The organism is Mesorhizobium robiniae, from assembly GCF_040545535.1.
Lineage (GTDB): Bacteria > Pseudomonadota > Alphaproteobacteria > Rhizobiales > Rhizobiaceae > Mesorhizobium > Mesorhizobium robiniae.
Genome location: NZ_JBEPMC010000009.1, coordinates 249,982 through 265,172 on the forward strand (window position 1 = coordinate 249,982; position 15,191 = coordinate 265,172).

A 15,191-nucleotide genomic window follows, 5' to 3' on the forward strand; every position below is an offset into this window, starting at 1 on the left:
AGCCCCCAATCGCGGTGAATACGCCTTAAAGGATTGAGGTATGATTGACGCCACCGCGTCATTTGATGGCAATCGGCTCGAAGCAATGGAGGCGGCGCCGCGCGTGTTGCCGATGGATCATGCCGGCCTGTCGGTCTCAGTCGCCGATAGCACAGCATTTGCGGCTTATGCCGAGTTCTGCCGTTCGGCGCTGTTCGCACCGGCGCAGAGCCCGGCCTGGATCGTGAACTGGGCCAAACATGCCGAAGCGGACAGCGTTTTGGCGACGCTGAGCGCTGACGGCCGGCCGGTTTTTTCGGTGGCGCTGGAAGTCACACGCAGCGGTCCGTTCCGCGTCGCCCGTTTCATGGGCGGCCGCCATGCCAATGGCAATTTCGCCGCCGCCGACCCGTCTTTGCTGGCCAAGGCGGATGGTGCGGCGATCCGCTCGATGCTGGCGGCTGTCGCCAGGGCGCGACCGGACATCGACGTCGTCGCACTGGAACGGCTGCTGCCCGATCTCGACGGCATTGCCAATCCGCTTGCCTCGCTTCCACATTATCCGAGCCCCAACCTGTCGCTGGCCGTCGACTTGGTGGGAGGTTTCGATGCACTGCTGTCGCGCGCGAGCGGCAAGCGCAAGCGCAAGAAGCACCGCTCGCAGATGCGCAAGTTCGAGGCCGTCGGCAGTCACCGCCGCATCGAGGCCCGGACAGCGAACGAAGTGAACAGACTGCTCGATGCGTTTTTCGAGATGAAGGAGTTCCGCTTCCGCAAGATGGGCATCGCCAACGTTTTCGGCGAGCCGGAGGTTCGTGCTTTCTTCCGCGCGTTGTTCGTCGAAGCGCTTACCGATGACAAGCCGTCCTTCGTGCTGCACGGGCTCGAGGTTGCCGGCAAGCTTCGCGCGGTCACCGGGTCGAGCCGCTCCGGAAAACGCCTCATCTGCGAATTCGGGGCGATCGCCGACGACGACCTCGCCCATAGCAGCCCCGGAGACTTCCTGTTCTTCGACAACATCCAGGAGGCCTGCGAGAGCGGGTTCGACGTCTATGATTTCTCGGTCGGCGATGAACCCTACAAGCGGCTGTGGTGCGATATCGAGAGCCAGCATTTCGAGGTGCTGATTCCGCTGACGCTGAAGGGCCGCGCGCTGGCGCTTGTCCTGCAGCAAGGCGCGCGCCTGAAAGCCTTCATCAAGAACAACCCGACGACCTGGAAGCTGACCAAGTCGCTGCGCCGCAAGACGGCCAAACAGGCAGCACCTGCCGCGGGCGAAGACGACAGCTGACCGCTGCCGAATTTCCGTGACCTTCGACCTGAATTATCAAACCGTCTCAGGCGGCGGATCGCCGTCCGGGCACCGGCGTCCCCGGCGTCTCATGGCCGATGGGCGTCACCAACGTCAGGTCGGGATATCCGCTCTCGATCAGCTCGACCGCAGCCTGCGCCACCTCATCGTCCGGCTCCAACATGGACAGGAAGACCTCCGTGCCCTCGCCCACAAGGCGGCTGATGCTTTGTGGGTCGGCGGGCCCGCATTCGACCACGACCAGATCGTAGGCGGTGGTCAGCGACTGCATGATGATCGGCAGCCGGTCGGCGGCGCGCATGGCACGGACCGGATCGGCAGTGCCGACGGGAATGACGTGGCAGTCCGAATAGAGATCGGGATGAATCACGTCGCTGAACTGCGCTTCGGAGGCGAGCAGATTGGTGATACCAGGGAAAAGCCCGCTGTCGAGCATCGGCCGCGAGGCAGCGCCAGACGCTGTGAGGTCGAGCAGGAGCACACGCAGGCCGGCGTCGGAGATTTCACGCGCCACCAGCACCGCTGAGGCGGCGGCCTCGTCGCCTTCCGGCGACACGAATATGGCGCGTGCCGTACCGCTTGAGATCAGTTTCTCCACCGCCTTGTCGATGTCGACCTCGCCAAGGGTGGCGCGCGCCGGCTCGACGTCCTCGCCAATTGCCGGGGCAGTTGCTTGCGCCGCGGCAGCCGCTTCCGGCTCGGCCTCCGTTTCCGCCCGATCCTCGAACTCTTCGAGACCGGCCTCTCCGATACCGGCGCCTTCCACGTCGGCTTCTTCGATGTCGGCCGGTTCGTGCCTGGCAACAGGCATCGCGACTTGTTCGATCCGCTCGAATCGAGCGCCGGCGGCCGGCCGCATGGCTCGACCCGAGAACAGCTCTTGCAGAAGCGTCACGATCGCCATGAGCAACAATGAACCAACGAAGGCCGCACCGATGATCGGCAGGGTTTTTGGGAAATAGGGCTCGGATGGCGCCACCGCGCGCGAAAAGACACGGGCGTCGACCGGCAGGTAATTGCTGTCCTTGCGCGAGGATGCCTCCCGGTAGCGGGTCAGGTAGGATTCGAGCAGCTGCCGCTGGGCGGTCGCTTCGCGCTGCAGCGCGTCCAGTTCGACCTGCTGGTCGCCGGCGCGCGCCGATGCGGCCTTCAGCGTGTTGACGTCGGCGACAAGCTGGTTTTCACGGGCCTGGGCGGTCTGCGCCTGCGTCATCAGCCCTTTCATGATCTTTTCCGCCTCGTTGCGGATCTGCCGATCGAGATCGGCAAGCTGCGACCTCAGCGCCCGGATGCGCGGATGATTGTCGAGCAAGGAGGTGGAGAGGTCGGCGATGTTGGTCTTGAGCTCCACCTGCCGCTCGCGCAGGCGCTGGATGAGTTCGGAAGACAGCACCTCCGGCACCGCATCCAGCGAGCCGCCATTCTGCAGCGCCCTGCGCACGCTGTCGGCGGTCGCTTCTGCCGACGCGCGATTGGCGCGCACTCGAGACAGTTCGCTGGACAGTTCGGAAAGCTGCTGCGTGGCGAGCACCGAATTGTTGCCGCCCATCAAAAGATCGGACTGGGCACGGTAGCTTGCTACCTTGGCCTCGGCATCCTTCACCCGCTTCGTCAGGTCGGCGATCTCAGGCGCCAGCCAGTCGGTTGCGGCGGAATTCGATTCGGTCTTGGCGTTGCCCTGGACGGAGATGTAGGCGTCGGCGATGGCGTTCGGAATTTCGGCGGCGAGCCTGGGATTTTCCGAAGAGAACTCAATGACGATGACACGGGACTTTTCAACGCGATAGACGTTGAGCTTCTCGCGCATGGTCTTCAGCACGCGTTCTTCCGGCGGAATCTCGCTGGGATCGCTTTTCAGGCCGGCGACGACGAGCAGGCGGCTCAACACCGGCATGTCAGCCGCCTCGTCGAACTCGGGAAGCCGTGACAAATTGAGCTTCTGCGCCACCTGCTTGAGGATGTCGGTAGAGGAAATGACCTCGACCTGGCTGGTCACGCCTTCCTCGTCGAGAATTGGCCTGTCGTCGTTATTGGTGCCGTCGGGGCGCGTGTAGACGGATTCGCGCGTTTCGATCAGAAGCCGTGTTTCGGCCATGTAATGCGGCGTGGCGAGCCAGGTGAGCGCGAGCGCCAGGCCGGTTATGACAAGCGCGATGACAAGAATGCGCAGCCAGTTCCTCGCTAGGCTTGCGAAAAGCTGCCTGAGATCGACGTCGACATCTGCGGCCGCGGATTGAACGGACATGCATCCTGCTCCGGTACTTAAAGCCCGTCGCGTTTGAACAGAACCACGCGACGCGCTTTAAGCTCTTGGTTTCATGCGTGTCGTTGCCCCAAAACCGCTGCGCACTTTTGGGCGACATGCATCAGTCAGGATGGACGGTAAACAACTATGGTAACTCAGCCGTTAATATCGCGGTAAGCATCTGTTAGGTTCTACTCGCAAGCGGCAATAAAAGCATCGAAACCGGCCGTCCTTTGTCCGAAGCCGCCGCTTCCGCCGCGCACCTTTACCGGCCATTAACCCTAACGGGATGATAACGGACCTCGACCCCCAAAGTTTGCCGCAGTGTAACAGCGGCCAGTCGAAGGTACGTGTCCGGTCATGAAAAGCACTGCTTCCCTCTTCCACGCGCTGCTCGCCGTGTCGTTGCTTGCCGGCTGCTCCAGCTACCGGCCGGCACCGGCCGCCTTTCATAAAATGCTCGACCAGCCCTATCGCCTCGGCGCCGGCGACCGGGTCCGCGTCACCGTGTTCGAGCAGGAAGGGTTGACCAACGTCTACAGCGTCGACCAATCCGGCTATCTGTCCATCCCGCTCGTCGGCGCCGTACCGGCGCGCGGCCACACCGCACAGCAACTCGAAGGCGAAATCGCCGACAAGTTGCGCCAGGGCTATCTGCGCGATCCGGACGTTTCGGTCGAGATAGACCGGTATCGGCCGATCTTCGTCATGGGCGAAGTCGGCGCCGCGGGCCAGTACTCCTATGTTCCCGGCCTGACCGTGCAAAAGGCGATTGCCATCGCCGGCGGTTTCAGCCCCCGCGCCAACCAGGAAAGCGTCGACATCACCCGCGACATCAACGGCAAGGTTATGACCGGTCGCGTGGCCACCTCCGACCCGCTCCTGCCCGGTGACACGGTCTACGTTCGCGAACGCCTGTTCTAGACCAAGTGGCCGACACACTCAGGATCGTCCACTGCTTTCGCTCACCTGTCGGAGGGATTTTTCGTCACGTGCGCGACCTGACCGAGGCGCAGGTCGCCGCCGGGCATTTGGTCGGCATCGTCTGCGATTCGACGACGGGCGGCGATTTCGAGGAACACCTGTTCGAACAGATGAAAGGCAGAATGGCGCTCGGCATCCATCGCACCCCGATGCAGCGGCATGTCGGGCCAGGCGACCTCGCCTCGGCCTGGCGCACCTTCAAGATTATCAAGGAATTGCGGCCGGACGTGCTCCACGGGCACGGCGCCAAGGGTGGCGTCTATGCCCGCCTGTTCGGCTCATTGTTGCGGGTATCAAGGTCTCGCGTAGCCCGCCTTTATTCGCCCCATGGCGGCTCTCTGCACTATGACGAGACCACCGTCGCGGGGAAGCTGTTCTTCGCGCTCGAACGGTTCATGGCGCGCTTCACCGACTATCTTCTGTTTGTCTCCGACTATGAAAGACAGACTTATCGCAGGAAAGTCGGCGAGCCGCCCACACCGAACAACCTTGTCCACAACGGCTTGCGCGCCGCCGAGTTCGAGCCGGTGCGGACCGAGCAGAATGCGGCCGATGTCCTCTATATCGGCATGATGCGCGACCTCAAGGGACCGGACATCTTCATCGATGCGCTGGTCCTTGCCGGAAAGCGGCTTGGCCGCCCGTTGAAAGCGGTGATGGTCGGCGCCGGCGACGACCTGCCGCGCTACCATGCGCAGGTGAAGGAGCTTGGGCTCGAAGGCCATATCCGCTTCCTGCCGCCGATGCCGGCGCGCAAAGCCTTCGCGTTGGCCGAACTGGTTGTCGTGCCCTCGCGCGCGGAAGCCATGCCCTATATCGTGCTGGAGACGCTCGCCGCCGGCAAATCGATGATCGCCACCGCCGTTGGCGGCATCCCGGAAATTCTCGGCGCCGGTTCCCCTGCTCTGATCCGGCCCGACCCGCGCGAACTCGGCGACAAGATGAGCGCGGCGCTGGCCGACCTAAAGGCCTATAGCAGCCTGATGCCTAACACCGCCGACCTCAAGTCGCGATTCGGCGCCGACGTGATGGCCGCCGCGATCGAGACAGCCTATTTCGCCGCGCTCAAGCGTTAAGCCCCAAAAGCTTCTCCAAAGCCAACTGTTGTTTCAAGGGTTTCTTAGCTCTCTTTTGCTATTCACCCGGGGAAAGCTTGGCGGATACACAATGAACGAGATCGATCCCGCACGCCGCTTTTCGATAGACGCGGTGCGCAAGTTCGAAGGCCCGGTCAACGGCGATAGCCTTGGCGGGATGAACGACGTCGCCCGTCAGGTCGCATCGCAATACCGGCGCGATACCATGTCGCCGATCATGGTAAGCGGCGTGTTGCGCATGGTCGAATTCGCGCTGCTGTTCCTGTCGGGTCTCTGCGTCTATTTCTACTATGTCGGCTTCTTCAACCATCTCGCCTGGCAGTATCCGCTGACGATCGCCGCCGCCTCGTTCCTCGCCGTGGTGCTGTTCGACGTCACCGACTGCTACCAGATCGTCTCGCTGATGCGGCCGCTCGCCAATTTCGGCCGTCTCCTGATGGTCTGGGCCGGCACCTTCGCCTTGATGGCGCTGACGGCATTCGCCATGAAGACGTCGGAAGACTATTCGCGCCTGTTTTTCGGCACATGGTTCGTCGTCGGCTTCATCCTGATCTTCGGTCTCAGGCTAATGATGTCCAAGCTGATCCGGCGCTGGGCGCGCGACGGGCGCATGGAACGCCGCGCCGTCATCGTCGGCGGCGGCCCGGCGGCGGAAGTCCTGATCCGTTCCGTCGAAAAGCAGCCCTACAACGACATCCGTATCTGCGGCATCTTCGACGACCGCGGCGACAAGCGCTCGCCGCCCATCGTCGCCGGCTACCCGAAGCTCGGCACGGTTTCCGAGCTCATCGAGTTTGCCCGCATCGCCCGCATCGACATGCTGATCGTGTCGCTGCCGCTGACCGCCGAATCGCGCGTCCTGCAGCTTTTGAAGAAGCTGTGGGTGCTGCCGGTCGACATCCGGCTCTCGGCGCATTCGAACGCGCTGCAGTTCCGGCCGCGCGCCTATTCCTACATCGGCTCCGTGCCGATGCTCGATATTTTCGACAAGCCGATCAACGACTGGGATTCGGTCGCCAAGCGCGCCTTCGACATCGTCTTCTCGATCATCGGCATCATCGTGTTCTCGCCGGTGATGCTGGTGACAGCGATCGCCATCAAGCTCGACAGTAAGGGACCAGTGCTGTTCCATCAGAAGCGGCATGGCTTCAACAACGAGATCATCGATGTCTACAAATTCCGTTCGATGTATACGGACAAGGCGGACCCGACGGCCAAGCAGACGGTGACCAAGAACGACCCGCGCGTCACCCGCGTCGGCCGCTTCATCCGCAAGACCTCGATCGACGAGTTGCCGCAGTTCTTCAATTCGCTTTTCGGTTCGCTGTCGCTGGTCGGGCCGCGCCCGCATGCCATAGCCGCCCAGTCGCACAACCTTCTCTACAATGAGGTGGTCGACGGTTATTTCGCGCGCCACAAGGTCAAACCAGGCGTCACCGGCTGGGCGCAGATCAATGGCTGGCGCGGCGAGATGGATACCAACGAAAAGATCCGGATGCGTACGGAGTACGACCTCTATTATATCGAGAACTGGTCACTGCTGTTCGACCTGAGGATCCTGTTTCTGACACCGATCCGGCTGCTCAACACGGAAAATGCCTATTGAGCGCCGTCACGCATGACCTGCCGCCGGCCGCAATCAATGCCAAGCTGATCGCGCTGATTGCCTCGGGCGCGGTTTTCCTCGGCGTTTTCCTGTCCGGCTTCGTCATTGCCGAGCCTGCCCCATACGACCTCTATATGGCCGGGCTGATCGTGGTGTGGGCCTTGTTCGGCCTGCGCATATCGCGCGCGGCGGCGCCGCTGCTGGTGCTGCTGGTGCTCATGAACATCGGCGGCATGATCTCGATGACCCAGATGTCGGATATTGCCGGCACCCCGCTCTATATTTCGGTGTCGTTGTTCCTTGCCTTTACCGCGGTGTTCTTCGCCTCGGTGACAGCAGTCCAGCCCAGTCTCTACCGGGTGATCTTCCTGGCCTATGTGATGTCGGCGGTGCTGACCTCGCTGCTTGGCATAGCAGGCTATTTCCATGCCTTCCCCGGGGCGGAGATATTCACCAAATACGACCGCGCCACCGGCGCCTTCCAGGATCCGAACGTGTTCGGGCCGTTCCTGGTGCTGCCTGGCATCTACCTGCTCTATCTCCTGCTGACCGGCCCCGTCTCACGCATGCCGCTGCTGGCGGTGCCGCTGCTGATCATCACGGCCGGCATTTTCTTCTCCTTCTCACGCGGCGCCTGGGGCATGTTCGGCGTCGCGGCGATCCTGCTCACCGGCACCCTGTTCCTGCAGAGCGCCAGCGGCAAATTCCGGCTTCGCGTCGTCGTCATGACCATCGCCGCGATTGCGCTGTTGGTGATCGCGATGCTCGTCATCCTGCAACTGCCGGGCGTTTCGGAAATGTTTTCCAGCCGCGCCCAGCTGGAACAGAGCTACGACACCGCCCGCCTCGGCCGTTTCGCCCGCTACACGATTGGCTTCCAGATGGCGCTGGAGCATCCGCTCGGCATCGGCCCGCTCGTCTTCGGCACGATGTTCGGCGAGGACACGCACGACATCTGGCTGAAGATGCTGATGGACTATGGCTGGCTCGGCTTCGTGTCGTTCCTCGCGCTGACCTTGTGGACGATCGCGGCCGGCTTCCGCATTCTCCTACGCGACAGGCCCTGGCAGCCCTTTCTTCTGTGCGCCTATGTCGCCTTCATCGGCAATATCGGCCTGGGCACCTTCATCGACATCGACCACTGGCGTCATGTCTATCTGCTGCTCGGACTGATCTGGGGCGCCATCGCGCTGGAATACCGCCATCAGCGGCAGTTGGTGGCGCCTGCGCCGGCGGCTGGGACATGATGGATTTCTGGGGGCAAGTCTGAGGTTGGAAATGGTCGGAGTGGCCGGATTCGAACCGACGACCCCTTGACCCCCAGTCAAGTGCGCTACCGGGCTGCGCTACACTCCGGACCGGTCGCGATGTATCGTGATAACCCGGTTCGGGTCAACCGAATTCGGCGGCCATCCCGCAGATGCCCGGCACGATGGATTTGAAGTTCCTGCTCTGTTGCATGTCGCCAGCACTCAGGAACTTCAAATCCAGAATCACACTCGTTTATTCGTATGGTTTGATGCTCCGGCGTCGCTGCTATGGGACGGGCCGACTTTCCACGGGATGTGTCAGCGCGGCTGTATCGATCAGCGCGTTTTCCGGAAGCCGAAGCGCGGTCGCTATTCGCCGGAGCTTCGATGGATCGGCATTCTTGCCGTTCTCGATATCCGCAATCTCATCGACCGCCAGGCCGCATGTCAGAGACAGTTCTTCCATGCTATATCCCCTGGCTTCCCGGATAGCTCTCAGGGCGCTGTGGTCAGGCGCAGCTTCGATTGCCGCCAGTTCGGAGAAGGGTTCTTTTTTGGCTATGTGGGACATTGGCAACTCCGTGGTCTGAAAGAGTTTGATCAAATAATGACGTTGCCTGAGACGGCCGGGAGAATGCCCGCTCATTGACGATTTGCCAAGCACCAAAGGAACCGTCACGGCATCGTGATTCCGGACCGGCTCGGCCTTCGCCTCGGCGCGGAAACGCCATCCCGATCAGGTCCTTTGACCGGCCGATCGCCGACCCTTTTGAGCCGCTCGCTCGTCAGGCAACTGTCGCTGGCGCGCCAGCCGCTTTGAAAGGATCGAAACCGCGGCGGGAGCCCAGGCGCAGAACGCGTCAGGGACCGCAATTTTTGAGCCGACGCGTGAAACCTTTTAGAGCCGCGCCAAGACGGTATGGACGCTAAGAAGGCGTTCCCCAACCGGAAGGAGGCCAGGTTCTATGGTGCTGCAGCTCGACTGCAAGCGCACCGCTGATCGCCTGTCATCACGAACATGGCGGCCGTCCGCAGACGGCCGCCATACTCTTTGTCTCAACGCGCCGATCTCGATGTCGTTCGTGACGTTTTTTGCTGTCGGCTGAGGAGCAGACTGGCGACGAGCCCGACCACAACCAGCCCGACGGCGGCTGCCGTCGCGGGGTGCTCGCGGGCTGTCTTTTCTATCACCCTGCTATGCCTCCTGATCGCAGGCAGAGCCTCACTGAAGCGCTCGGCAAGATCCGAGTAATAGTCCGACGCTGCCTCACGCCCGTCCTCGTAATAAGCGCCGCCCCGCCTGGACACGGCTTTCCTCAGCGCCGCCAGTTCCCTGGAGAGGGCCGCGACCTGCTTTTCAAGGTCGATGTCGGAGAGGGTCGAAAATGATACCATGATATGCGTCCTTCCTTTCCGGGAGGAACGCATGATTTCGGAAGCAGTTCCGGTTCTGCCGGCGATTGATCGGCTCTTAGCGCACCTGATCGAGCAGGCGCTTGCATTCCAGAAGGTCGAACAGCGCCTCCTGCAGCAAAGCGCGATTGTCGCGTGACAGTTTCGACGTGCCCGGCTGCACCGGCCCTTCGTCCTCGGTCTTGCCCAGGCCAAAAAAGCGGCGGCTGGGTTTCACCTTGGGCTCGCCGACCAGCATCTCGTCATCGGCGCCGCGCGGCTGGGCAGCCGGTGTCAGCGGCACCGCATCGGCCTGCCGGCGTTGCGAGATCGCCTCGACGGCGGCCATGTCGCCATTGCCGATGGCGACCAGGAAATGGTTGCCGTTCTCGCGCAGCAGCTTCTGCACGCCCTTGATCGTATAGCCCTGGTCGTAGAGCATGTGGCGGATGCCCTTGATCAGTTCAACATCCTGCGGCCGGTAGTAGCGGCGGCCGCCGCCGCGCTTCATCGGCTTGATCTGGTTGAAACGCGTTTCCCAGAACCGCAGCACGTGCTGCGGCAGGTCGAGATCTTCTGCGACCTCGCTGATGGTGCGGAAAGCGTCGGGGCTCTTGTCCATGGGCGAAATCCTCACGCTGGAGCATGATCCCGAAGTGGGAATCGGTTTCGGGCAGGATCACACTCAACAAAGAACCATTCCGATCCAGCTTGTTCTGCCGAATCGGGCCTTATTTCAGCGGTTTATGAAACAATATTCAAGCCCGGCGTCAAAGGGAGCGGCCGTTTTCAACCGGGCTTTGAAGCGCAGGCGCTATTTTCCGCCCTTGGCCTTGCTGTTCTGGTGGGCGCGCAGGATGCGGTTCTTCAGCACATTCGACGATTTGAAGGTCATCACACGGCGCGGCAGGATCGGCACTTCTTCGCCGGTTTTGGGGTTGCGCCCGATGCGCTCGTTCTTGGAGCGGACATGGAACGTCGCGAACGACGACAATTTCACCGTCTCACCGCGAACGATCGCTTCGCAAATCTCGTCCAGAACCGCTTCGACAAGCTCGGCCGATTCAGTACGCGACAAGCCAACCTTGCGGTAAACGGCTTCAGCAAGATCGGCGCGCGTAAGTGTCTTTCCCCCCATGCGAACCGTCCCATCAGCTCAAAAACATAAATCGATACAAGCAAAGATAGAGCCTAAGTAATTGATCCGGCAAGGTCAAGGACCGAACCTGTCAGTTCGGCACTTACCAGCGAACCAAAACCGCGCCCCAGGTGAAGCCCCCGCCCATCGCCTCGAGCAGCACCAGGTCACCCTTCTTGATGCGGCCGTCAGCGACGGCCACCGACAGGGCCAGCGGCACGGAAGCAGCCGAGGTGTTACCGTGCAAATCGACCGTAACCACCACCTTTTGCTCTGCTATGCCGAGCTTTTTGGCGGAAGCGTCGATAATTCGCTTGTTGGCCTGATGCGGCACGAACCAGTCGAGATCCTCAGCGGTGATGCCGGCCTGTGCGAATGTCGCTTCGATGACGTCGGTGATCATGCCGACCGCGTGCTTGAACACTTCGCGGCCTTCCATCCTGAGATAGCCAACCGTTCCGGTGGTGGACGGACCACCGTCGACGAACAGCTTGTCCTTGTGGGCCCCATCGGAGCGCAGGCTGGCCGCCAGCACGCCATGGTCGGCAATGCTGCCCACCCCCTCGCCTGTTTCCAGCACGATGGCGCCGGCGCCGTCGCCAAACAGGACGCAGGTCGAGCGATCGCTCCAGTCGAGGATGCGCGAGAAGGTTTCCGAGCCGATCACCAGCACGCGTTTTGCCAGGCCGCCCCGGATATAGAGATCGGCGGTGGTCACAGCGTAGACGAAGCCCGAGCATACCGCCTGCATGTCGAAGGCGAAGCCGTGATGCATGCCGAGCCGGTTCTGGATCTCGACAGCGGTCGCCGGAAAGGTGTTATTGGGCGTCGAGGTCGCCAGCACAATCAGATCGATATCATCAGGCGTCAGGCCGGCATCGTCGAGGGCCGCGCGCGCTGCCGCCTCGCCAAGCGAAGCCGTCGTCTCGTCGTCGGACGCGATATGGCGCTGGCGGATTCCGGTGCGCTGGGCGATCCATTCGTCTGACGTCTCGACCATGCCTTCGAAATCGGCATTCTTCATAATGCGGCGGGGCAGCGCGGCGCCCGTGCCGCGCACGACTGATCTGATCAAGGCTCTTTCCTATTCCTTTGCGTCGGCAACGACGTCGGATTTCCTAGATGTCTGGGCCTGCGGATTGCGCGCGTGGAACAGGTCGAGATCGGCTTCGATGCGATCGAGCAGATTGTTGCGCACCATGTCGTAGCCAAGCTCGATCGCCGCCGCGAAGCCGTCCGAATCAGCCCCGCCATGGCTTTTCACCACGATGCCGTTGAGCCCCAGGAAAACACCGCCATTGGAGCGGCCGACATCCATCTTTTCGCGCAGGCGATCGAAGGCGCCCTTGGCGAATATATAGCCGATCCTGGCCATCAGCGTGCGGTCCATTGCGGCGCGCAGGTAACCGGCGATCTGTCGTACCGTGCCTTCCGCCGTCTTCAACGCGATGTTGCCGGCAAATCCTTCGGTGACGACCACGTCGACGGCCCCCTTGCCGATGTCGTCACCCTCGACGAAACCGTGGTAGTTCATCGAGGCCATGTTGGCTTCGCGCAACATGCGACCCGCCTCCTTGACCTCTTCCTGGCCCTTGATCTCCTCGACGCCGACGTTGAGCAGGCCGACGCTCGGCCGTTCGATGCCGAAAACCGAGCGCGCCATGCCGGTGCCCAGAATGGCAAAATCAACCAGTTGATGCGCATCCGCGCCGATGGTGGCGCCGACGTCCAGCACCACGCTTTCGCCGCGCAATGTCGGCCAGAGCGCCGCGATTGCGGGGCGGTCGATGGTCGCCATGGTGCGAAGGCAGAACCTCGACATCGCCATCAGCGCGCCGGTGTTGCCGGCCGAGATGCATGCGTCGGCAGTGCCTGTCTTGACCGCCTCGACGGCTTTCCACATTGACGATTTCCAGCGGCCATGACGCAGCGCCTGGCTCGGCTTGTCGTCCATCCTGACTGCTATCTCGCAGTGGATGAACTCGCTCACTTCCGCCAGCTTGGGGAGTTTTGCGAGCTCCGGGCGCACCGCCTCCTCGCGGCCATAGATGACGAAACGGATGTCGGGACGCCGTGTCGCGACCGTCATGAGCGCCGGGATGACCACGCTTGGTCCGTGATCGCCGCCCATGGCATCGATGGAAATCCTGATCACGCGGTAATCATCTCACAGTTTGCTTGAGCGAGCGCCTGGCGCTGGCAACGGTATTGGGCTCGCGAAGGTTCGGCGAAAATAGCGTTTTTGGGCTGCCGCACAACCGGCTTTCTCCGATTGGGTCGGCTTTTCAGGATTTTCCCAGCAGAGAACGCAGCTTTTGCTGGAATTCGCTTTCCGCAGTCCCGGCATCGTCGGCAGCCTCCATCGAAACGCCTTGCTTGCGCGGATAGGGATCGATCGCCAGTCCAAAGAATTGCTCGGCGAGCGCCCCGACATCAATCGTATTGCCGGAGAATGTTTCCGGGCTGTCCGGCCCTTCGGCATCCAGCAGGATCTCGCCGCCGCCTTCGAAACCCTGCCGCCCGAGCTTGGACTGCTCCGGCAGGAACAACCCGTCGACCGCCTCGTCGATATGCGCCGCGACCGGGTCGAGGGTGACGATGCAGGCCTGGGTGATATCGGCCTCGACGCGGCCGCTGACCTTGACGCCGTTGCGTTTCCATGGCGTCACCAGAAGTTCGGCGCGGTATTTCTCGACCGAGAGCAACTCATGCTCGCCGGCCAGTGCGGCGCGCTGCGCGGCGTCAGCCTCGATTACCACAGGCAATCCCTTCTGTGGCAGCCGGGCGACATTGGCCACAAAGGACACAGGGCTCTGGGGATCAGCGTGTTTCATCTTTTCCTTAGATAGTATTATTTTCTTAGATAGTCTTGGCCACGGGGAATGCCACCGTGCCGGAAACGATCGCCTCGGTCGGCTGTTCCGTGAGTCGGTTAGAGACATCGGCAACGTAGTCGGCAAGATGCGTCGCTTGCGGCCAGGCGCCGGCATCTGGCCTTACATTGCGGGCAAGGGCCGCGGCGAGCGCTTCACGGTCATTTCGTTCGAGCGCATCGTCATAGGCGGCGGTGCGGCCGTAGTACATTTTCGCCAGTTTCTTCATGCGCTTCGGCACACCGACGTCGCCGACGCCCAGTTCCCGCAGCGAATGCTCGACATCCATGAAGAACTCATCGATCAGCACTTGCGCGACCTCGCCTCCAACACCGCCCTCGCCGCGCAGCCGGTGCTGAAACAAGAACATGTGCAGCGACAGCATCTCGAAGCGGCCAAGCGGTGTGTCCGGTACATTCCAGTCGGAATAAAACACGGTTTGCCGCGCCGCTGCCACGATTTGTGCGTAAAGCGCCTCGGTGATAGCGCGGTTGGCGTGACGTTCGCGACCAAAAAGGCGCTGGAACATTGAGGGTGGTCTCCCGGGGACCGATTGTTGAATTGGCCTTGTTGCATCGGCGAGCAAGCTGGTTTACCGGTTTTGCGGCCCAGCGCAAGTTGCGGCCAGCTAATGGAGTTGTAGTTGCGCGCGCTGAAATTCAAGTCGACTTTTCTGCCCAGGTTCGCTTTGTCCAGGTCCGCCGGTGCGGTCTCGCTGCTGGTGGTTGCTTCGGCGCTTTCCGCCTGCAACTCGTCGAAGATGATCGGTGATCTCAATCCAAGCGAAACGCTGACGCAGGGCTACGTCATCGACCAGCAGGCGATCGACCTGGTGCCGGTCGGCTCAAGCCGCGAACAGGTGCTTCTGGCGCTTGGCACCCCGTCGACGAAGGCGACTTTCGACAACGAAGCCTTCTATTACATCTCACAGACGCGCAAGCGTTACGTCGCCTTCGACAAGCCGAGGCTGGTCGACCAGAAGGTGCTGGCCGTCTATTTCGGCGAGGACGGGCGCGTTAGCCAGATCGCCAATTACGGCTTGAAGGATGGCAAGATGTTCGACTTCATCTCGCGGACCACGCCGACCGGCGGCAAGGATCAGAACTTCCTCAGCCAGATCATGACCGGCGCCAGCAAGCTGGCGCCCGGCCTCCCCGGTGGCAGCGGCATGCCCGGCGGCTGATTCCTTTCTTCTCTTTTGCTTCCCTCGAAGCAGCAGTATCTCAGGCAACCGAAACCCGCAGGAGCGATCCTGCGGGTTTTGTTTTGACACCAGCAACCATTGTCGCTGGCTGCGCGGGACATCTGAAAATGG

The 15,191-nt window shown here is 61.9% G+C and carries 15 protein-coding genes and 1 tRNA gene; 6 read left to right on the forward strand and 10 right to left on the reverse strand.

The window, feature by feature from the left end:
• Nucleotides 1-40 precede the first annotated feature (40 nt).
• On the forward strand, nucleotides 41-1,270 hold the full coding sequence (locus tag ABID19_RS24435; RefSeq protein ID WP_354493464.1) for a GNAT family N-acetyltransferase: 1,230 nt from the start codon (nucleotides 41-43) through the stop codon (nucleotides 1,268-1,270).
• A 46-nt stretch (nucleotides 1,271-1,316) separates the two neighbouring features.
• On the opposite strand, the gene ABID19_RS24440 is transcribed toward ABID19_RS24435, so the two are convergent.
• A complete protein-coding gene (locus ABID19_RS24440) occupies nucleotides 1,317-3,536 on the reverse strand; it encodes a GumC family protein (RefSeq protein WP_354493465.1) in 2,220 nt (739 codons plus the stop codon).
• Between the two features lie 360 nt (nucleotides 3,537-3,896).
• On the opposite strand from ABID19_RS24440, the gene ABID19_RS24445 reads away from it, so the two are divergent.
• The 4 genes from ABID19_RS24445 to ABID19_RS24460 all read left to right on the forward strand — a co-directional run bounded on the left by ABID19_RS24445 (nucleotide 3,897) and on the right by ABID19_RS24460 (nucleotide 8,470).
• Entirely contained in the window at nucleotides 3,897-4,460 is a 564-nt protein-coding gene (locus tag ABID19_RS24445; RefSeq protein ID WP_352935067.1) for a polysaccharide biosynthesis/export family protein, read from the forward strand.
• Nucleotides 4,461-4,465: 5 nt separating this feature from the next.
• On the forward strand, nucleotides 4,466-5,596 hold the full coding sequence (locus ABID19_RS24450; RefSeq protein ID WP_354493466.1) for a glycosyltransferase: 1,131 nt from the start codon (nucleotides 4,466-4,468) through the stop codon (nucleotides 5,594-5,596).
• Between the two features lie 91 nt (nucleotides 5,597-5,687).
• Nucleotides 5,688-7,223, forward strand: coding sequence for an undecaprenyl-phosphate glucose phosphotransferase (locus ABID19_RS24455; protein ID WP_354493467.1), 1,536 nt, complete (start codon nucleotides 5,688-5,690; stop codon nucleotides 7,221-7,223).
• Nucleotides 7,220-8,470 (forward strand): O-antigen ligase family protein, encoded by a 1,251-nt coding sequence (locus ABID19_RS24460; protein ID WP_354493468.1) that lies wholly within the window; start codon nucleotides 7,220-7,222, stop codon nucleotides 8,468-8,470. Before ABID19_RS24455 ends, ABID19_RS24460 begins: the two co-directional genes overlap by 4 nt.
• Nucleotides 8,471-8,502: 32 nt before the next feature.
• On the opposite strand, the gene ABID19_RS24465 is transcribed toward ABID19_RS24460, so the two are convergent.
• From ABID19_RS24465 to ABID19_RS24505, 9 genes are all read right to left on the reverse strand, one after another.
• Nucleotides 8,503-8,579 (reverse strand) — tRNA-Pro (locus tag ABID19_RS24465).
• 180 nt (nucleotides 8,580-8,759) lie between these two features.
• The gene (locus ABID19_RS24470; protein ID WP_354493469.1) at nucleotides 8,760-9,044 is read right to left on the reverse strand and encodes a helix-turn-helix domain-containing protein; all 285 of its coding nucleotides are present in this window, start codon (nucleotides 9,042-9,044) and stop codon (nucleotides 8,760-8,762) included.
• Nucleotides 9,045-9,529: 485 nt separating this feature from the next.
• Nucleotides 9,530-9,868, reverse strand: coding sequence for a hypothetical protein (locus tag ABID19_RS24475; protein ID WP_354493470.1), 339 nt, complete (start codon nucleotides 9,866-9,868; stop codon nucleotides 9,530-9,532).
• A gap of 76 nt (nucleotides 9,869-9,944) precedes the next feature.
• Entirely contained in the window at nucleotides 9,945-10,487 is a 543-nt protein-coding gene (locus ABID19_RS24480; protein ID WP_354493471.1) for a MerR family transcriptional regulator, read from the reverse strand.
• A 192-nt stretch (nucleotides 10,488-10,679) separates the two neighbouring features.
• Entirely contained in the window at nucleotides 10,680-11,003 is a 324-nt protein-coding gene (locus ABID19_RS24485; protein WP_126041188.1) for an integration host factor subunit alpha, read from the reverse strand.
• 103 nt (nucleotides 11,004-11,106) lie between these two features.
• Nucleotides 11,107-12,078 (reverse strand): beta-ketoacyl-ACP synthase III, encoded by a 972-nt coding sequence (locus ABID19_RS24490; protein WP_354493472.1) that lies wholly within the window; start codon nucleotides 12,076-12,078, stop codon nucleotides 11,107-11,109.
• A gap of 9 nt (nucleotides 12,079-12,087) precedes the next feature.
• On the reverse strand, nucleotides 12,088-13,158 hold the full coding sequence (plsX, locus tag ABID19_RS24495) for a phosphate acyltransferase PlsX (protein WP_352935090.1): 1,071 nt from the start codon (nucleotides 13,156-13,158) through the stop codon (nucleotides 12,088-12,090).
• 130 nt (nucleotides 13,159-13,288) lie between these two features.
• Nucleotides 13,289-13,837 (reverse strand): YceD family protein, encoded by a 549-nt coding sequence (locus tag ABID19_RS24500; protein WP_354493473.1) that lies wholly within the window; start codon nucleotides 13,835-13,837, stop codon nucleotides 13,289-13,291.
• Between the two features lie 25 nt (nucleotides 13,838-13,862).
• Nucleotides 13,863-14,405: a ubiquinol-cytochrome C chaperone family protein gene (locus tag ABID19_RS24505; RefSeq protein ID WP_354493474.1), complete on the reverse strand. Its 543-nt coding sequence runs from the start codon at nucleotides 14,403-14,405 to the stop codon at nucleotides 13,863-13,865.
• Nucleotides 14,406-14,519: 114 nt separating this feature from the next.
• On the opposite strand from ABID19_RS24505, the gene ABID19_RS24510 reads away from it, so the two are divergent.
• Complete coding sequence (locus ABID19_RS24510) at nucleotides 14,520-15,059, forward strand: outer membrane protein assembly factor BamE (protein WP_354493475.1); 540 nt, start codon at nucleotides 14,520-14,522, stop codon at nucleotides 15,057-15,059.
• The last annotated feature ends 132 nt before the right edge of the window (nucleotides 15,060-15,191 follow it).